The 15,928-nt window shown below is 65.2% G+C and carries 18 protein-coding genes and 1 tRNA gene; 14 read left to right on the forward strand and 5 right to left on the reverse strand.

Features of this window, described 5'->3' with window-relative positions; all coding sequences use genetic code 11:
• Window positions 1-222, reverse strand: a 222-nt coding sequence (locus tag LGM42_RS04900; RefSeq protein ID WP_226232029.1) for an FAD-binding protein, incomplete at its 3' end; no start/stop codon positions are given.
• Between the two features lie 108 nt (window positions 223-330).
• Here LGM42_RS04900 and LGM42_RS04905 point away from each other — a divergent pair.
• Window positions 331-1,113, forward strand: a complete 783-nt coding sequence (locus LGM42_RS04905; protein WP_011545236.1) for an SDR family oxidoreductase — start codon at window positions 331-333, stop codon at window positions 1,111-1,113.
• Window positions 1,114-1,145: 32 nt separating this feature from the next.
• A complete protein-coding gene (locus LGM42_RS04910; RefSeq protein WP_059575825.1) occupies window positions 1,146-1,586 on the forward strand; it encodes an acyl-CoA thioesterase in 441 nt (146 codons plus the stop codon).
• 122 nt (window positions 1,587-1,708) lie between these two features.
• On the opposite strand, the gene LGM42_RS04915 is transcribed toward LGM42_RS04910, so the two are convergent.
• Window positions 1,709-2,254 (reverse strand): LuxR C-terminal-related transcriptional regulator, encoded by a 546-nt coding sequence (locus tag LGM42_RS04915; RefSeq protein WP_059575823.1) that lies wholly within the window; start codon window positions 2,252-2,254, stop codon window positions 1,709-1,711.
• A 219-nt stretch (window positions 2,255-2,473) separates the two neighbouring features.
• Between LGM42_RS04915 and LGM42_RS04920 the strand changes: the two genes are divergently transcribed.
• Window positions 2,474-3,178: a CoA transferase subunit A gene (locus LGM42_RS04920; protein ID WP_059638825.1), complete on the forward strand. Its 705-nt coding sequence runs from the start codon at window positions 2,474-2,476 to the stop codon at window positions 3,176-3,178.
• A gap of 1 nt (window position 3,179) precedes the next feature.
• Window positions 3,180-3,821: a CoA transferase subunit B gene (locus LGM42_RS04925; protein WP_059575820.1), complete on the forward strand. Its 642-nt coding sequence runs from the start codon at window positions 3,180-3,182 to the stop codon at window positions 3,819-3,821.
• Between the two features lie 75 nt (window positions 3,822-3,896).
• Here LGM42_RS04925 and LGM42_RS04930 read toward each other — a convergent pair whose 3' ends face one another.
• Genes LGM42_RS04930 through LGM42_RS04940 form a run of 3 tightly spaced genes read right to left on the reverse strand, consistent with a single transcriptional unit; the run spans window position 3,897 to window position 6,228 of the window.
• Window positions 3,897-4,610 (reverse strand): SDR family oxidoreductase, encoded by a 714-nt coding sequence (locus LGM42_RS04930; protein ID WP_060318222.1) that lies wholly within the window; start codon window positions 4,608-4,610, stop codon window positions 3,897-3,899.
• A 38-nt stretch (window positions 4,611-4,648) separates the two neighbouring features.
• Window positions 4,649-5,659 (reverse strand): polysaccharide deacetylase family protein, encoded by a 1,011-nt coding sequence (locus tag LGM42_RS04935; protein WP_226231715.1) that lies wholly within the window; start codon window positions 5,657-5,659, stop codon window positions 4,649-4,651.
• Between the two features lie 11 nt (window positions 5,660-5,670).
• Window positions 5,671-6,228, reverse strand: coding sequence for an ester cyclase (locus tag LGM42_RS04940; RefSeq protein ID WP_226231716.1), 558 nt, complete (start codon window positions 6,226-6,228; stop codon window positions 5,671-5,673).
• 135 nt (window positions 6,229-6,363) lie between these two features.
• Here LGM42_RS04940 and LGM42_RS04945 point away from each other — a divergent pair, with 135 nt between their 5' ends.
• The 10 genes from LGM42_RS04945 to pheS all read left to right on the forward strand — a co-directional run bounded on the left by LGM42_RS04945 (window position 6,364) and on the right by pheS (window position 15,854).
• A complete protein-coding gene (locus tag LGM42_RS04945; protein WP_099316343.1) occupies window positions 6,364-7,272 on the forward strand; it encodes a LysR family transcriptional regulator in 909 nt (302 codons plus the stop codon).
• A 124-nt stretch (window positions 7,273-7,396) separates the two neighbouring features.
• Window positions 7,397-8,293, forward strand: a complete 897-nt coding sequence (locus LGM42_RS04950) for an alpha/beta fold hydrolase (RefSeq protein ID WP_226231717.1) — start codon at window positions 7,397-7,399, stop codon at window positions 8,291-8,293.
• 79 nt (window positions 8,294-8,372) lie between these two features.
• A complete protein-coding gene (locus LGM42_RS04955; RefSeq protein ID WP_006486103.1) occupies window positions 8,373-8,726 on the forward strand; it encodes a RidA family protein in 354 nt (117 codons plus the stop codon).
• 39 nt (window positions 8,727-8,765) lie between these two features.
• Window positions 8,766-11,000, forward strand: coding sequence for a RelA/SpoT family protein (locus LGM42_RS04960; protein ID WP_060318232.1), 2,235 nt, complete (start codon window positions 8,766-8,768; stop codon window positions 10,998-11,000).
• An 84-nt stretch (window positions 11,001-11,084) separates the two neighbouring features.
• Window positions 11,085-11,161, forward strand: a tRNA-Val gene (locus LGM42_RS04965).
• A 271-nt stretch (window positions 11,162-11,432) separates the two neighbouring features.
• On the forward strand, window positions 11,433-13,340 hold the full coding sequence (gene thrS / locus LGM42_RS04970; protein WP_226231718.1) for a threonine--tRNA ligase: 1,908 nt from the start codon (window positions 11,433-11,435) through the stop codon (window positions 13,338-13,340).
• A gap of 49 nt (window positions 13,341-13,389) precedes the next feature.
• Window positions 13,390-13,914, forward strand: coding sequence for a translation initiation factor IF-3 (gene infC, locus LGM42_RS04975; protein WP_081066449.1), 525 nt, complete (start codon window positions 13,390-13,392; stop codon window positions 13,912-13,914).
• 190 nt (window positions 13,915-14,104) lie between these two features.
• Entirely contained in the window at window positions 14,105-14,302 is a 198-nt protein-coding gene (gene rpmI / locus LGM42_RS04980; RefSeq protein ID WP_004191477.1) for a 50S ribosomal protein L35, read from the forward strand.
• A 30-nt stretch (window positions 14,303-14,332) separates the two neighbouring features.
• Window positions 14,333-14,692, forward strand: coding sequence for a 50S ribosomal protein L20 (gene rplT / locus LGM42_RS04985; protein ID WP_004192938.1), 360 nt, complete (start codon window positions 14,333-14,335; stop codon window positions 14,690-14,692).
• A gap of 148 nt (window positions 14,693-14,840) precedes the next feature.
• On the forward strand, window positions 14,841-15,854 hold the full coding sequence (gene pheS / locus LGM42_RS04990; protein WP_034190158.1) for a phenylalanine--tRNA ligase subunit alpha: 1,014 nt from the start codon (window positions 14,841-14,843) through the stop codon (window positions 15,852-15,854).
• Window positions 15,855-15,928: the final 74 nt, after the last annotated feature.

Below are 15,928 nucleotides of genomic sequence, written 5' to 3' on the forward strand. Positions count from 1 at the left end.
GCACACGCCGATCTCGGCGCCTTTCTCGGCGGCCAGCTGCTTGAGCCGGATCGCCGCCGACAGCCCGGCGGGGCCGCCGCCGACGATCACGACGTCGTATTCCATCGATTCGCGCGGGCCGTACTGCTCGATGAGGCTTGCGGGGGTCATTGGCGTTCCTCTAACCGTTAGAATGTTTTTATTCGGGAGCGTATTGTCTGCGAAACGAAACGCTTGCCGCAACAACATGCAGGTAGATTAGCACGATCGTTCTATTTTTTGTGCTAGGGTAATGCCGCTCGGGCTGTGCCAGCCCGGGCTGGCGCAACGACATCGAAAGGGGATGTGCAAATGGGTCGATCGATCAATCTGGAAGGCAAGGTTGCGCTGGTCACGGGCGCTTCGAGCGGCCTCGGGCAGCGTTTTGCGCAGGTGCTGTCGCAGGCCGGCGCGAAGGTCGTGCTCGCGAGCCGCCGCGTCGAGCGCCTGAAGGAGCTGCGTGCGGAGATCGAGGCGGCGGGCGGTGCCGCGCACGTCGTGTCGCTCGACGTGACCGACGTCCAGAGCATCAAGGCGGCCGTCGCGCATGCGGAGACGGAAGCCGGCACGATCGACATCCTCGTGAACAATTCGGGCGTGTCGACGATGCAGAAGCTCGTCGACGTCACCCCGGCGGATTTCGAATTCGTGTTCGATACGAACACGCGCGGCGCGTTTTTCGTCGCGCAGGAAGTCGCGAAGCGGATGATCATGCGCGCGAACGGCGGCGGCAACGGCAAGCCGCCGTGTCGGATCATCAACATCGCGTCGGTGGCCGGGCTGCGCGTGTTTCCGCAGATCGGGCTGTACGCGATGAGCAAGGCGGCGGTCGTGCAGATGACGCGCGCGATGGCGCTGGAGTGGGGCCGCCACGGCATCAACGTGAACGCGATCTGTCCCGGCTATATCGATACCGAAATCAATCATTACCTGTGGGAAACCGAGCAGGGCCAGAAGCTGCAGTCGATGCTGCCGCGCCGGCGCGTCGGCAAGCCGCAGGATCTCGACGGGCTGTTGTTGCTGCTCGCGGCCGACGAGTCGCAGTTCATCAATGGCTCGATCATCTCCGCGGACGACGGCTTCGGCCTCGCGTGAGCGGATGACATTTCGCAACAAAGAAGACTGCAATGAGCGCAACAAGCGATTACTCTCCCGTTTTTGAGATGTCGATGCCGATCCGCTGGGGCGACATGGACGCGTTCGGCCATGTGAACAACACGGTCTATTTCCGCTACATGGAGCAGGCGCGGATCTCGTGGTTCGAGCAGCTCGGCATTGCGGGCGGCAACGGCGAGGGGCAGGGGCCCGTCATCGTCACCGCGTCGATGGAGTTCCTGAAGCAACTGCACTATCCGGGTGACGTGATCGCGAAGATGTCGGCTGCAAAGCCCGGCCGAAGCAGTTTCGACACCGGCTTCGAGCTCACGCGCGCGGACGATCCGCAGCATGTCTATGCACGCGGCAACGCGCGCTGCGTGTGGGTCGACTACGCGCTCGGCAAGTCGGTGCCGCTGCCGCCACTGCTGCGCGACACGATCGAGCGCGCGCTCGCGACGAAAGTCGGCTGAGCGCGGATACCGGCAGGCCGGCGCAAGGCCGCCGGTGGCGCGCCGTGCCCGATGTTTCCCCGGATCGGCCGCCGCGCGCGGCCGATCGTCATTCGCGCGTCGCGATGCTATGCAATGCGCGTTTACTGCCCGAGCAGGCGCTGCAGCAGTTCCGGCGTGTTGTTCGTCCCGTATTTGCGCATCAGCCGCGCGCGATAGATGTCGACCGTGCGTGAGCTGATGTCGAGCACGCGCCCGATCTGCTTGCTGGTCTTGCCGGTCGCGAGCTGGGCGGCGATCTCGCGCTCGCGCGGGGTCAGCTCGACCGCGACGCGGCGCGTCGCGCTCAAATCCTCGAAGGTCCAGACGCCCGCCGAGAGCGGCGCGGTGCGGTCGAGCGCGCGGCCCGTCACGTGGCACCAGAACAGCTCGCCGTCCGCGCGTTTCATGATTCTGTCATCCGAGTAGACGCCGTTCGCGACCATCACGCGGGCGATGCGCTCGCCGATGCGCTGGAATTCGTCCGTCGACGGGTAGAGCACCGCGTACGATTTCCCGATCAGGTCGGCCCGTGCGCAGCGGAAGATCGACGCGAGCGCGTCGTTGCAATCCTCGATCACCCGGTCGCGCGACAGCACGAGGCCGAGCGGCGCGAGGTGGAAGGCGGTCTGGTAATCGAGCTCGGGCATGGCGCAGGCAAGCGGAGGCAAATGCTTATGTATTTTTGCGTATTGTGCCGCATCGGCGTCACATCGTACCCTTTCAGGCATCTCGCGGCGGTGTTCGCGACATAAAAACAGCGCGCTTCGACGCAGGCATCGCCGCGCATGCATAGAATGATGCGGCGGGCTTGCGCCACGTGGCGCGTGAACCGGTTTTGCTGGTTTCCATAGAGGAAGGGACAACAGATGAACAAAGTCTATCCAAGCGCGGCTGCCGCGCTGGAGGGGATCGTCCGCGACGGACAGACCTTCGCGGTGGGCGGCTTCGGCCTGTGCGGCATTCCCGAGGCGCTGATCGCGGCGTTGCGCGATTCGGCCGTCAAGGGCATCACCTGCATCAGCAACAACGCGGGCGTCGACGGTTTCGGCCTTGGCCTGCTGCTGGAAACGCGCCAGATCAAGAAGATGATCTCGTCGTACGTCGGCGAGAACAAGGAGTTCGAGCGCCAGTATCTGGCCGGCGAGCTCGAGCTCGAATTCACGCCGCAGGGCACGCTCGCCGAAAAGCTGCGCGCGGGCGGCGCGGGCATTCCCGCGTTCTTCACGAATACCGGCTACGGCACCGTGATCGCGGAAGGCAAGGAAACGCGCCAGTTCGGCGATCGCCACTACGTGCTCGAGCCGTCGCTGACGGCCGACGTCGCGCTCGTCAAGGCGTGGAAGGCCGACAAGTCCGGCAACCTGATCTACCGCCGCACCGCGCGCAACTTCAACCCGATGTGCGCGATGGCCGGCAAGATCACCGTGGCCGAGGTCGAGGAGATCGTCGAGAACGGCGCGCTCGATCCGGACCACATCCATACGCCTGGCATCTTCGTGCAGCGCATCGTGCTGAACGCGACGCCTGAGAAACGCATCGAACAACGCGTCGTACGCGCGAAAGGAGACTGACATGGCCTGGAATCGTGACCAGATGGCCGCGCGCGCGGCGAAGGAACTGCAGGACGGCTTCTACGTGAACCTCGGCATCGGTCTGCCGACGCTCGTCGCGAACCACGTGCCGGAAGGCGTCGAGGTGTGGCTGCAGTCGGAGAACGGCCTGCTCGGCATCGGCCCGTCGCCGACCGAAGACGAAGTCGACGCCGATCTCATCAACGCCGGCAAGCAGACCGTCACGACGCTGCCGGGTTCGTCGATCTTCTCGTCGGCCGATTCGTTCGCGATGATCCGCGGCGGTCACATCAACCTCGCGATCCTCGGCGCGATGCAGGTCAGCAAGCAGGGCGACCTCGCGAACTGGATGATCCCCGGCAAGATGATCAAGGGGATGGGCGGCGCGATGGACCTCGTCGCGGGCGTGAAGCGCGTCGTCGTGCTGATGGAGCATGTCGCGAAGGGCGATCAGCACAAGATCCTCGACGAATGCAACCTGCCGCTCACGGGCGTCGGCGTGGTCGACCTGATCATCACCGATCTCGGCGTGATCGAGGTGACGCCGGCCGGGCTGAAGGTGCTCGAGCTCGCCGACGGCGTGAGCGTCGACGAGATCCAGGCGAAGACGGGCGCACCGCTCGACGTCAGTGCCGTGGCCTGACATTACCTCGTTGCGTCATCCTCGACGCCCCGCGTTCCCGACGGAACGCGGGGCGTTTCGTCATGACCGCATGTGTCACGCAATCGCGCCGCCGCCGTCGATCAGCACCGTCGAGCCGGTTGCATAAGGCGTTGCCGCCAGGTACACGATCGCATTCGCGACATCCTCCGGCTGACCGACCCTGCGTGCCGGCAGCCGCTGCGCGGCGCCCGCATACATCGCGTCGCGTGCGTCGGGAGCGAGCTTGTCCCACAGCGGCGTCGCGATCAGGCCCGGCGACACGGTATTCACACGCACCGGCGCGAGCTCCAGCGCCAGCCCGCGGGCGAGCGCCTCGAGCGCCGCGTTGATCGCGCCTTGCAGGACCGACGACGCGCTCGGCCGCACGCTGAGGTAGCCCGACACGAACGTCAGCGAACCGCCGGGCGCGATATCGATCGCGCGGGCGATGCGGTAGGCGCCCCAGAACTTGCTGTCCATCGCCGCCTGCGCGTCGTCAAGCGGCAGCGCGCGGACCGGGCCCGTGGCCGTCTTCGCGGCAGAAATCACGACGTGGTCGAACTGGCCGGCGCGGGCGCAGAATGCATCGACGTTCGCCGTATCTGTGATGTCGAGCGTTTCGGTTCGCACGTGCTCGTCCGGTATGGCGTCGATAGCGAACCTGCCCGGATCGCGCGACGCGATCGTCACGCGCGCGCCGCGTTGCGCGAATGCCGTCGCGGTGGCGGCGCCGATGCCGGAGCTTCCTCCGACGACGAGTACTTTCTTTCCGTGGAGCGGATCATTCATGAAGGTCTTTCCTGGGTGATGAGTTGAACGGCATCCGGTCAGATCGTTTCGGTTTCGCGCAGCGTCGACGGGCTATGCAGCGCGAAGCGCGCAATGTCGTCCTTGCGCATGAAAGCGACACCCGGGTGTGATCGCGCGTAGTGCAGGAAGTCGTCCCACGCACGGACCATCTGCGGCGTGCCGCTGATCCGGTCGTGCGCACTGATCGACATCAGCCGCCGCCGGTGGCCGGCTTCCGCGTACAACTGGTCGAAATCGAGCTTGATCTGCTCGACGAACATCGTCGGCGAGTAGTTGCGGCCTTCGATCAGCAGGATGTCGTTGTTGCGCAGCGTGTACGGAACCACCGCGAAATCGCGACCATCGACAGTCTCGATGAACGGTTCGTCGCGACTGACGTCGTCGATGTGATACACGTAGCCGAGTTCCTGCAGCAGCGACAACGTATGCGGCCCGCGCCGCAGCCAGTTGCAGTTGTAGCCGGTCGGGCGCTGGCCGGTCACCGCTTCGACCATGTCGCGCGCTTCGGTCAGGAAGCGGCGCTCGTCGTCGCGGCTCATCGCGAATTGCGCGCGCCACTTCGGGCCGTGCGCGGCGGCTTCGTGGCCGCGCGACACGATCTCGCGCGCCAGTTCGGGGTGCCGGCGCGCGGCTTCCCCGATCATGTGCGACGTCACTTTCACGCCGTGTCGATCCCACAGGTCGAGCAGGCGCGGAATGCCTTCCCGGTAGCCATACGCGAACCAGGTGGCCGACGCGAGATCGATCGGCACCGACGGCGGAAACGCGACGGCCGGAAACGGGCTGTCCGCGCCGGTCGACGGTTGTCCGCCCGCCTCGAACTGCATCGAGATCGAGATCACGAGCCGCGCGCCGTCGGGCCAGAACGGCGCAGCGCCCGGCGCCGCGGGCGCCGGCGTCGGCGCGGCGGTGGCAGGCAGGGGCGTGCCTGCGGCCAGCACGACGCCGGCGGCGAGCCCGGCGCCGGCCTGGGCCAGGAACGTGCGGCGCGGCAGGGGTGCCGCGGGCGTGTCGTTATCGTGAGTCATCGTCCCCTCCGTCAGCCGACGAGCCCGAGCTGACGCATCAGCGTCAGGTTGTCCTCGATGTGCCAGTTTTCCGCGATCCGGCCGTGATCGATCCGGTAGATATCGGTCGCGATGAAGTCGATTGCCTGTCCGCGCCCGGCCGTTCCGTTGAATGCGCCGGTGAAATGCCCGCGGAAATGCAGGTGCACGACGACCCGGTCGCCTGCCACGATCATCTGTTCGATGTCGCAGCGCAGGTCCGGGATCGCGCCGCGCATCGTGCCGGAGGCCGCGATCGGCCCCGCTATGCCTTGTTCGCGGCCGGGCGGCAGGGTTTGGTCGGTGAAGTCGTCGGCGAGCGCCACGCGGGCGAGCGCGGGGTCGCCGGTATTCCAGAAGCTGCCGTAGCGGCGCGCGGCCAGGATTTGCGCGCGAGCCTGCGCGGCCGGCAAGCCTGCCGCGACGGTCAGGCTGTGCGGCGAGACGAGATCGGCGGCCTGGGACGCGGCGGGCCAGAGTGCCACGACGCAAGCGGCTGCCGCGAATGCGTGCGCGACGGGGCGGGCGGCCGAACGAAGGCGGATCGACATGATTTCGAGGGTCCTGTGAAGAGCGTCATGCGACGACGCGGAACAGGTATGGTAGGTTTCCGTTCTACATGCAAATACGGGAAAAAGGCGAATGGATTCTTCGAAAAAAGGAAAGATTGAAGCGAGGCGGGCACCATGACGCTCATCGACGATTTCCCGGCACTCGATACCTTCGCGCGGATCGTGTCGGCCGGCAGCCTGTCGGCGGCGGCGCGCGAGCTCGACCTGTCGTTGTCCGTCGTCAGCAAGCGGCTCGCGCATCTCGAGTCGCGGCTCGGCGTGCGCCTGCTGCACCGGACGACGCGGCAGCAAACGCTCACCGACGACGGCGCGCAGTTTCACGCGCAGGTGCTGCGCATCCTGGCCGAGGTCGAGCATGCCGAAACGCTGATGCGCGATCGTCGCGGCACGGTCAGCGGCGTGCTGCGCGTGACGGCGCCCGGCGAGCTCGGCCGCCTGCGCATCGCGCCGCTCGTGGCGGCCTTTCAGCAGCGACATCCGCAATTGACCGTGCAGCTGGTGCTGACCGATGCGGTTGTCGATCTGCTCGCAGCCGACATCGACGTCGCCGTGCGAATCGGCAATCTTGCCGATTCGACGATGATCGCGCGCGAGCTGGCGCCGAATCATCGCGTGCTGTGCGCATCGCCGGGCTATCTCGCGGCGCACGGGCGGCCGGCCCATCCGGCCGAGCTCCGCGCGCATCGATGCATCGTGATGGGCGACCAGCCGCGTGCCGAATGGCGGTTCGACGGCGCGCAAGGCGACGTGGCGGTCGAGGTGACGGCCGCGCTGCTGACGAACGACGGCGGCGCGGCGCGCACGCTGGCGCTCGAAGGCGCGGGCATTGCGTTGAAGTCGATCTGGGACGTCGGCGCCGATCTCGATGCCGGCCGGCTCGTGCGCGTGCTGCCGGCCTTCGAGGCGCCCGCGGCGCCGCTGCATGCCGTCTATCCCGGCGGCCGCCATGTGCCGTTGCGCGTGCGGACGTTCGTCGATTTCCTGCGCGAGCAGTTGCGCCACGCGTGGCGCCGCGACGCTTGAACCCGTCCCGGGCGGTGAGCCGGGCGCGTGGCGCCTCGCGATTCCGAAGCGGTTTACAATCGTTTGCATCGGGCGCCGCAAGCGTTGCCCCTGCGCGTCGCCCCCGTTCGACAGGATGCCAACGATGCCAACGACCCCAGCGAATCCCGCGGTTCCCCGCCAGCGGCGCGTGCAGTGCGCGAGCGCGGCCGGCCTTCACCATGTCGCCTATACCGAGTGGGGCGATCCCGCGAATCCGCGCGTGCTCGTCTGCGTGCACGGCCTGACGCGGTCCGGGCGCGATTTCGACCGGCTTGCCGCTGCGCTGTCGGATACGTATCGCGTCGTCTGCCCCGACGTCGTCGGGCGTGGCCGGTCCGATCGGCTGGCCGATCCGCGGCTCTATGCGATTCCGCAGTACGTGGCCGACATGGTGACGCTGATTGCACGGCTCGACGTCGAATCGGTCGACTGGTTCGGCACGTCGATGGGCGGGCTGATCGGCATGGCGCTCGCCGGGCTGCCGGGTTCGCCGCTGCGCCGGATGATCGTCAACGACGTCGGCCCGCGCATCGAGCCCGATTCGCTGACGCGCATCGGCGAGTACCTCGGCGTGCAGCCGCGCTTCGCGACGGAGCAGGAGGGAATCGACTATCTGACGTCGCTGTCGCTGCCGTTCGGTGCGCTGAGCGCCGACGGGTGGCGCGAGATCAACGGGCCGCTGCTGCACGAATTGCCCGAAGGCGGCTGGACGATGCGCTACGACCCGCGCATCGCCGAGCCGTTCAAGGCGACGACGCCCGAGCTGGCCGCGCTCGGCGAGGCCGCGCTGTGGCGCGCGATCGAGACGACGGACGCGACGCTGCTCGTCGTGCGCGGCGAGACGTCCGACCTGCTGTCGCGCGAGACGGCGGATGAAATGGTGCGTCGCGGCCGGCATGTGACGCAGGTCGAGATTCCGGGCGCGGGCCACGCGCCGGCGTTCGTCAGCGCCGACCAGATTGCGCTCGCGCGGCGGTTTTTCGTCGAAGGCGACGCATAAACGCGTCATAATATGCGGTTCGGCGGCACGTGGGCCGTGCCGCCGCCCGATTCCTTACCCATCACGACCGGAACATTTCATGGCAGTCATTCGTCACCACGTCGGGGCCCGTCTCTCCGAAACCGCGATCCACAACGGTACCGTGTATCTGGCCGGCCAGATCGCCGAAGACACCACGCAGGACATCCGCGGCCAGACGCGCGAAGTGCTCGGCCACATCGATCGCCTGCTCGCCGAAGCGAACAGCGACAAGGCGCATCTGCTGTCGGTGCAGATCTACATCTCGGATCTCGCGAACTTCGAAGGCATGAATGCGGAGTGGGACGCATGGGTCGCACCGGGCAACACGCCGCCGCGCGCGACCGTCGAGGCGAAGCTCGCCGATCCGGCGCTGCTCGTCGAGATCGTGGTCGTCGCCGCGCAGCGGAGCTGAGCGTTATCCGACGATGACCGTATTCCGGCAGGCCGTGCCATGACCGAATCCGTTTCCGCTTCTCCCGTCGCGGCGCCGTCGTTCGACGACGTGCTCGCGTTCGTGCGCGAGCGGGCCGGCGACGCGCGCCTGTCGTCGGGCGAGCTGCTCGCCGATCACTCGGCGGGCACGGCGGCGATCATGCGCACGCTGAACGTCGATCCGCACGCGATGCAGGCCGCCGCGCTGTTCGTGCTGACGCCGCACCTGAGCGACCCCGAGCGCGAGCTGACCGAGCGTTTCGGCGACGAGGTCGCGCGGCTCGTGGCCGACGTGCGCAAGCTGTTGCGGCTCGGTACCGTCAGCCTGCGCGTCGCGCAGAACGCGAAGCCCGACGCCGGGCGCGACGCGGCGGAGGAGCGGCGCACGCAGATCGAGGCGCTGCGCAAGATGCTGCTCGCCTTCGCGCAGGACATCCGCGTGGTGCTGATCCGGCTCGCGTCGCGGTTGCAGTCGCTGCGCTACTACGCGGCCGCGAAGCTCGATCCGCCGCCCGACGTCGCGCGCGAGACGCTCGAGATCTATGCGCCGCTCGCGAACCGTCTCGGTATCTGGCAACTGAAGTGGGAACTCGAGGATCTCGCGTTCCGCTTCGAGGATCCCGTCACCTACAAGCGGATCGCGAAGCTGCTCGACGAAAAGCGCATCGAGCGCGAGGCGTACGTCACGCAGGCGATCGCGCGGCTGCAGCACGAGCTCGCGCAGGCGCACATCCAGGCCGACGTGAGCGGCCGGCCGAAGCATATCTACAGCATCTGGCGCAAGATGCGCGGCAAGGAACTCGATTTCTCCGAGCTGTACGACGTGCGCGCGTTTCGCGTGATCGTGCCCGACATCAAGGATTGCTACGCGGTGCTCGGCATCGTGCATCACCTGTGGCAGCCGGTGCCGAAGGAGTTCGACGACTACATCTCGCGGCCGAAGCCGAACGGCTACAAGTCGCTGCATACGGTCGTGATCGGTGACGACGGCCGCGCGTTCGAAGTGCAGATCCGCACGCAGGAGATGCATCGTTTCGCGGAGTACGGCGTCGCCGCGCACTGGCGCTACAAGGAGGCCGGCGCGCGCGGCTATGGCGGCCAGTTCTCGGCGAGCGACAAGTACGACGAGAAGATCGCGTGGCTGCGCCAGTTGCTCGCATGGAAGGACGACGTCGAGGACGGCGCCGAAGTGTCGGGCGATCAGGCGTGGGCGCAATTGCGCGAGACGTCGCTCGACGACGACCACATCTACGTGCTGACGCCGCAGGCGCGCGTGATCGCGCTGCCGCAGGGCGCGACGCCGGTCGATTTCGCGTACCACCTGCACAGCGAGCTCGGCCATCGCTGCCGTGGCGCGCGCGTCGACGGGGCGATGGTGCCGCTGAACACGCCGCTCGCCAACGGCCAGACGGTCGAGATCGTCGCGGTGAAGGAAGGCGGGCCGTCGCGCGACTGGCTGAACCTGCAGCTCGGTTACCTGAAGAGCTCGCGCGCGCGGCAGAAGGTGCGTGCGTGGTTCAATTCGATCGAGCAGGAAGAAAACGTCGCGCACGGCCGCGCGCTCGTCGAAAAGACGCTGCAGCGCGAGGGCAAGACGTCGGTCAACCTGGACAACCTCGCCGCGAAGCTCGGCTTCAAGTCGCCCGAGGAACTGTTCTCGGTCGTCGGCAAGGAAGAGTTCAGCCTGCGCAACGTCGAGCACGCGCTGTCCGATGCGCCGCCGCCGGAACCGGCGCCCGAGGCGCCGGCCGATTTCGAGAAGCGCAGCAGCGGTGCGAGCGTCGCGCACGGCGCGTCGACCGGCGTGCTGGTGGTGGGCGTCGACGCGCTGCTGACGCAACTGGCGCGCTGCTGCCGTCCGGCGCCGCCCGATCCGATCAGCGGTTTCGTCACGCGCGGCAAGGGGATGTCGATCCACCGCACCGACTGCCCGACGTTTCGCCGGATGGTCGAACGCGCGCCGGAGCGCGTGCTGCAGACGACCTGGTCGGCCGACGTGCTGGGCGGGCGCGGCGCGTCCGTCTATCCGGTCGATCTGATGATCGAGGCGAGCGACCGGCAAGGGTTGCTGCGCGATATCTCCGAAGTGTTCGCGCGCGAAAAGATCAACGTCGTGGGCGTGAAGACCCAGAGCCGCCGCAATGCGGCGTTCATGCAGTTCACGGTCGAGGTATCGAATTCGGCGCAGGTGCAGCGCGCGTGCACGCTGCTCGGCGAGGTGCAGGGCGTCGTGCGGGCGGGGCGGAAATCGTAATGGGGTTGGAACGGCGCCATTTTGCTGCGACCGCATAAAACGCTTGCCAAGCCGGCAGCCACTCCATATAATCTTAGCTTCTCTAGGCTCGTAGCTCAGCTGGTTAGAGCACCACCTTGACATGGTGGGGGTCGTTGGTTCGAGTCCAATCGAGCCTACCAACGAATTGAGAATGCCCGGCCTCCGGGTGTTCGAAGCAGTACACAACTCAACGCGAACAAGGCGAATACGGTTATGACACCGCGAACGTTGACCGAAACCACTTCGGAGCGACGCTAGTCGAGGAACGTTTTCGCCCTTTCAGTTTGAGTGAAGTATCGAATGCGGCCCCTCGAAAGCGGGGCCGCATTTTTTTTGTCGCGAAATTTTCATGCGTGAGTTCGATCTCGCGTACCTGGTCTGCCGCCCACTGTCGGCATCACGGAGAGTGCTATGGTTTCGATACGCTTGCCTGACGGCTCAGTTCGACAATACGAGCATCCGGTGACAGTCGCCGAGGTTGCGGCCTCGATCGGTCCCGGTCTTGCGAAGGCTGCGCTTGGTGGCAAGCTCGATGGCGAGCTCGTGGATACGTCGACGGTGATCGACCGCGACGCGTCGCTCGCGATCGTCACCGACAAGGATGCCGACGGCCTCGACATCATCCGCCATTCGACCGCCCACTTGCTCGCGTATGCGGTGAAGGAGCTGTATCCGGACGCGCAGGTGACGATCGGCCCGGTGATCGACAACGGTTTTTATTACGACTTCTCGTACAACCGCCCGTTTACGCCGGAAGATCTGGAAAAGATCGAAAAGCGCATGCAGGAACTCGCGAAGAAGGACGAGCCGGTCACGCGCCGTGTCGTGTCGCGCGACGAGGCCGCCGGTTACTTCCGCAGCATCGGCGAGAAGTACAAGGCCGAGATCATCGAGTCGATTCCGCAAAGCGACGAAATCAAGCTGTACTCGCACGGCGGCTTCACCGATCTGTGTCGCGGCCCGCACGTGCCGTCCACCGGCAAGCTGAAGGTCTTCAAGCTGATGAAGGTCGCCGGCGCGTACTGGCGCGGCGATTCGAAGAACGAGCAGCTGCAGCGGATCTACGGCACGGCCTGGACGAAGAAGGAAGACCAGGACCAGTACCTGCACATGCTCGAGGAAGCGGAAAAGCGCGACCACCGCAAGCTGGGCAAGCAGCTCGACCTGTTCCACATGCAGGAAGAGTCGCCGGGCATGGTGTTCTGGCATCCGAAGGGCTGGGCGCTGTGGCAGCAGGTCGAGCAGTACATGCGCCGCCGCGTCAACGAAGCCGGCTATCTCGAGATCAAGACGCCGATGATCATGGACCGCTCGCTGTGGGAAGCGTCGGGCCACTGGCAGAACTATCGCGAGAACATGTTCACGACGGAGTCGGAGAAGCGCGACTACGCGATCAAGCCGATGAACTGCCCGGGCCACGTCCAGGTGTTCAAGCACGGCCTGCGTTCGTACCGCGATCTCCCGCTGCGCTACGCGGAATTCGGCTCGTGCCACCGCAACGAGGCGTCGGGCGCGCTGCACGGCCTGATGCGCGTGCGCGGCTTCGTGCAGGACGATGCGCACATCTTCTGTACGGAAGACCAGTTCATCTCGGAATCGATCGCGTTCAACACGCTGGCCATGAGCGTGTACAGGGATTTCGGTTTCGATCACATCGACATCAAGCTGTCGCTGCGCCCCGACCAGCGTGCGGGCACGGACGAGACGTGGGATCGCGCCGAGCAGGGTCTGCGCGATGCACTGACCGCCTGTGGCCTCACGTGGGAAGAGTTGCCGGGCGAGGGTGCGTTCTACGGCCCGAAGATCGAGTACCACATCAAGGATGCGCTCGGCCGTTCGTGGCAGTGCGGCACGCTGCAGCTCGACATGGTGCTGCCGGAGCGCCTGGGCGCCGAGTACGTGGCGGAAGACAACAGCCGCCGCCGGCCGGTGATGCTGCACCGTGCGATCGTCGGTTCGATGGAGCGTTTCCTTGGCATTTTGATCGAGCACCATGCTGGTGCAATGCCGGTTTGGCTCGCGCCGTACCAGGCAATTGTGCTCAATATCGCCGAAAGTCAGGCCGAATATGCGCAGTCTCTGGCCCAATCGTTGCAAAAACAAGGGGTTAGAGTGGCGGCCGATTTGCGCAACGAGAAGATTAGCTATAAAATACGCGAGCACACGCTGGAAAAGGTGCCTTATCTCCTCGTCGTGGGCGATAAGGAGCGTGATGCGCAAACGGTAGCCGTGCGTGCCCGTGGCGGCGTCGACCTTGGCGTTATGCCGGTCGAAGCCTTCGTTGAGCGTCTGCAGGAAGACCTGCGCTCGTTCAAGTAACCGCCCTGGCAGCGCGGCTCGTTTTTTTAATTTTTAGAGGAAACGTAACATCGCTACTGATAAGTCGTCGCACCGCATCAACGGTGAAATCACTGCGCCGGAAGTGCGCCTGGTCGGGATCGAGAATGAACCGCTCGGTATCGTAAAACTCGCTGACGCTTTCCGTAAATCGGAAGAACTGGATGTTGACCTGGTGGAAATCGCGCCGCAAGCGGTGCCGCCGGTTTGCCGTCTGATGGATTACGGCAAGTTCAAGTACCAGGAATCGAAGAAGCAGCACGAAGCGAAGCTGAAGCAGAAGGTCATCCAGGTCAAGGAAGTCAAGTTCCGTCCGGGTACCGATGACGGGGATTACAACGTCAAGCTCCGCAATCTCGTGCGCTTCCTCGAAGAGGGCGACAAGACGAAGATCACGTTGCGTTTCCGCGGCCGCGAAATGGCTCACCAGGAAATCGGTATGCGGATGCTCGAGCGTCTGCGCACGGATCTCGACGAAGTCGGCCAGGTCGAGCAGATGCCGAAGATGGAAGGGCGCCAGATGATCATGGTGCTCTCGCCGAAGAAAAAGAAGTAACGGGCCCGCGCGCATCGCGCGCAGGTTCGACAGTGGTTCGGCGCGTTGCCCGCTCAGGGCGGCGCGCCAGCAACGACGGCGGCTGCGCAAGCGGTTCGCCGTACACAAGTGGACTGGGTTTCGAAGGGCGGGTCAAGGGCGCAAGCCAACCGCACACCCATCGCCATCTAATAAACTGGAGTTGTTCGTCATGCCTAAGATGAAGACCAAGAAGAGCGCTGCAAAGCGCTTCGTGGTGCGTCCGGGCGGTACCGTCAAGCGCGGTCAAGCCTTCAAGCGCCACATCCTGACCAAGAAAACCACGAAGAACAAGCGCCATCTGCGCGGCGCAACGGCAGTTCACGATTCCGATCTGAACTCCGTCCGCGCGATGCTCCCGTTCGCGTAACCCCTCAACTGATACTCCAAGGAGAGAAACATGCCTCGAGTCAAACGTGGGGTAACCGCACGGGCCCGCCACAAGAAGATCATCAACCTGGCCAAGGGTTATCGCGGCCGTCGCAATAACGTCTACCGCATCGCCAAGCAGGCGGTGATGCGCGCTGGTCAGTACGCGTACCGCGATCGCCGCAACAAGAAGCGTGTGTTCCGCGCACTGTGGATCACGCGTATCAACGCGGCAGTTCGCCAGCACGACATGACCTACAGCGTGTTCATCAACGGCCTGAAGAAGGCGTCGATCGAACTCGACCGTAAGGTGCTGGCCGACATGGCGGTGTTCGACAAGGCTGCTTTTGCTGCGATCGTCAAGCAGGTGAAAGCCGCCGTTGCAGCCTAATTGCGAAATTAGCACTGCGTGGTTAGTTGCAGCGAGGTTCCGGTAGTCTCGGCCGCTGCAGCGAAAACGGGGCTCTTCCGAGCCCCTTTTTTGTTTGGTGAGTAGATTTTCTCGCCAAGACCGAATGACGTTGGAAATGATGGGATCTATGGATCTGGACCAGATTGTCGCCGACGCGCAGCAGTCCTTCGAACAGGCTGCCGACATCACCACGCTCGAAAACGAGAAAGCTCGATTTCTCGGTAAATCGGGTGCGCTGACCGAGTTGCTCAAGGGCCTCGGCAAGCTCGATCCCGAAGCACGCAAGACCGAAGGCGCACGCATCAACGTCGCGAAGCAGCAGGTTGAAGCCGCGCTCACCGCCCGTCGCCAGGCACTGGCCGACGCGCTGCTGAATCAGCGCCTCACCGCCGAAGCGATCGACGTGACGCTGCCGGGCCGCGGCGCCGGCGCAGGCAGCCTGCACCCGGTGATGCGCACGTGGGAGCGGGTCGAACGGATTTTCGGCTCGATCGGTTTCGACGTGGCCGACGGCCCCGAAATCGAGACCGACTGGTACAACTTCACGTCGCTGAACAGCCCGGAGAACCATCCGGCGCGTTCGATGCAGGACACCTTCTACGTCGAAGGCAAGGATGCCGACGGCCGCCAGTTGCTGCTGCGCACGCACACGAGCCCGATGCAGGTGCGTTATGCGCGCATGAACCGTCCGCCGATCAAGGTGATCGCGCCGGGCCGCACGTATCGCGTCGACAGCGATGCGACCCACTCGCCGATGTTCAATCAGGTCGAGGGGCTGTGGATCGACGAAAACATCAGCTTCGCCGATCTCAAGGGCGTCTATACCGACTTCCTGAAAAAATTCTTCGAGCGCGACGACATCCTCGTGCGCTTCCGTCCGTCGTATTTCCCGTTCACGGAACCGTCGGCCGAGATCGACATGATGTTCGAGCAAGGCAAGAACGCCGGCAAGTGGCTCGAAATTTCCGGCTCGGGCCAGGTGCATCCGACCGTGATCCGCAACATGGGCCTCGACCCCGAGCGCTACATCGGTTTCGCGTTCGGCAGCGGCCTCGAGCGCCTGACGATGCTGCGCTACGGCGTGCAGGATCTGCGGCTGTTCTTCGAGAACGATCTGCGTTTCCTGCGCCAGTTCGCGTAACGCTGCTCGCCGCGCCGACATGTGCCCGTGCATGCCCCCGCCGGATGTTTCCGACGGGGCCCGGGCGCCGATCT

It is taken from the genome of Burkholderia sp. AU39826 (genome assembly GCF_020419965.1).
Taxonomy (GTDB): domain Bacteria; phylum Pseudomonadota; class Gammaproteobacteria; order Burkholderiales; family Burkholderiaceae; genus Burkholderia; species Burkholderia semiarida.

Bases quoted from the DNA above. Each gene is read 5' to 3' on its own strand.
- rpmI (WP_004191477.1), top strand. From the start codon at position 14,105: ATGCCTAAGATGAAGACCAAGAAGAGCGCTGCAAAGCGCTTCGTGGTG.
- LGM42_RS04955 (WP_006486103.1), top strand. From the start codon at position 8,373: ATGGCAGTCATTCGTCACCACGTCGGGGCCCGTCTCTCCGAAACCGCG.
- LGM42_RS04960 (WP_060318232.1), top strand. From the start codon at position 8,766: ATGACCGAATCCGTTTCCGCTTCTCCCGTCGCGGCGCCGTCGTTCGAC.
- LGM42_RS04945 (WP_099316343.1), top strand. From the start codon at position 6,364: ATGACGCTCATCGACGATTTCCCGGCACTCGATACCTTCGCGCGGATC.
- rplT (WP_004192938.1), top strand. From the start codon at position 14,333: ATGCCTCGAGTCAAACGTGGGGTAACCGCACGGGCCCGCCACAAGAAG.
- LGM42_RS04925 (WP_059575820.1), top strand. From the start codon at position 3,180: ATGGCCTGGAATCGTGACCAGATGGCCGCGCGCGCGGCGAAGGAACTG.
- LGM42_RS04940 (WP_226231716.1), bottom strand. From the start codon at position 6,228: ATGTCGATCCGCCTTCGTTCGGCCGCCCGCCCCGTCGCGCACGCATTC.
- LGM42_RS04905 (WP_011545236.1), top strand. From the start codon at position 331: ATGGGTCGATCGATCAATCTGGAAGGCAAGGTTGCGCTGGTCACGGGC.
- LGM42_RS04930 (WP_060318222.1), bottom strand. From the start codon at position 4,610: ATGAATGATCCGCTCCACGGAAAGAAAGTACTCGTCGTCGGAGGAAGC.
- LGM42_RS04915 (WP_059575823.1), bottom strand. From the start codon at position 2,254: ATGCCCGAGCTCGATTACCAGACCGCCTTCCACCTCGCGCCGCTCGGC.
- thrS (WP_226231718.1), top strand. From the start codon at position 11,433: ATGGTTTCGATACGCTTGCCTGACGGCTCAGTTCGACAATACGAGCAT.
- LGM42_RS04920 (WP_059638825.1), top strand. From the start codon at position 2,474: ATGAACAAAGTCTATCCAAGCGCGGCTGCCGCGCTGGAGGGGATCGTC.
- LGM42_RS04910 (WP_059575825.1), top strand. From the start codon at position 1,146: ATGAGCGCAACAAGCGATTACTCTCCCGTTTTTGAGATGTCGATGCCG.
- pheS (WP_034190158.1), top strand. From the start codon at position 14,841: ATGGATCTGGACCAGATTGTCGCCGACGCGCAGCAGTCCTTCGAACAG.
- LGM42_RS04935 (WP_226231715.1), bottom strand. From the start codon at position 5,659: ATGACTCACGATAACGACACGCCCGCGGCACCCCTGCCGCGCCGCACG.
- LGM42_RS04950 (WP_226231717.1), top strand. From the start codon at position 7,397: ATGCCAACGACCCCAGCGAATCCCGCGGTTCCCCGCCAGCGGCGCGTG.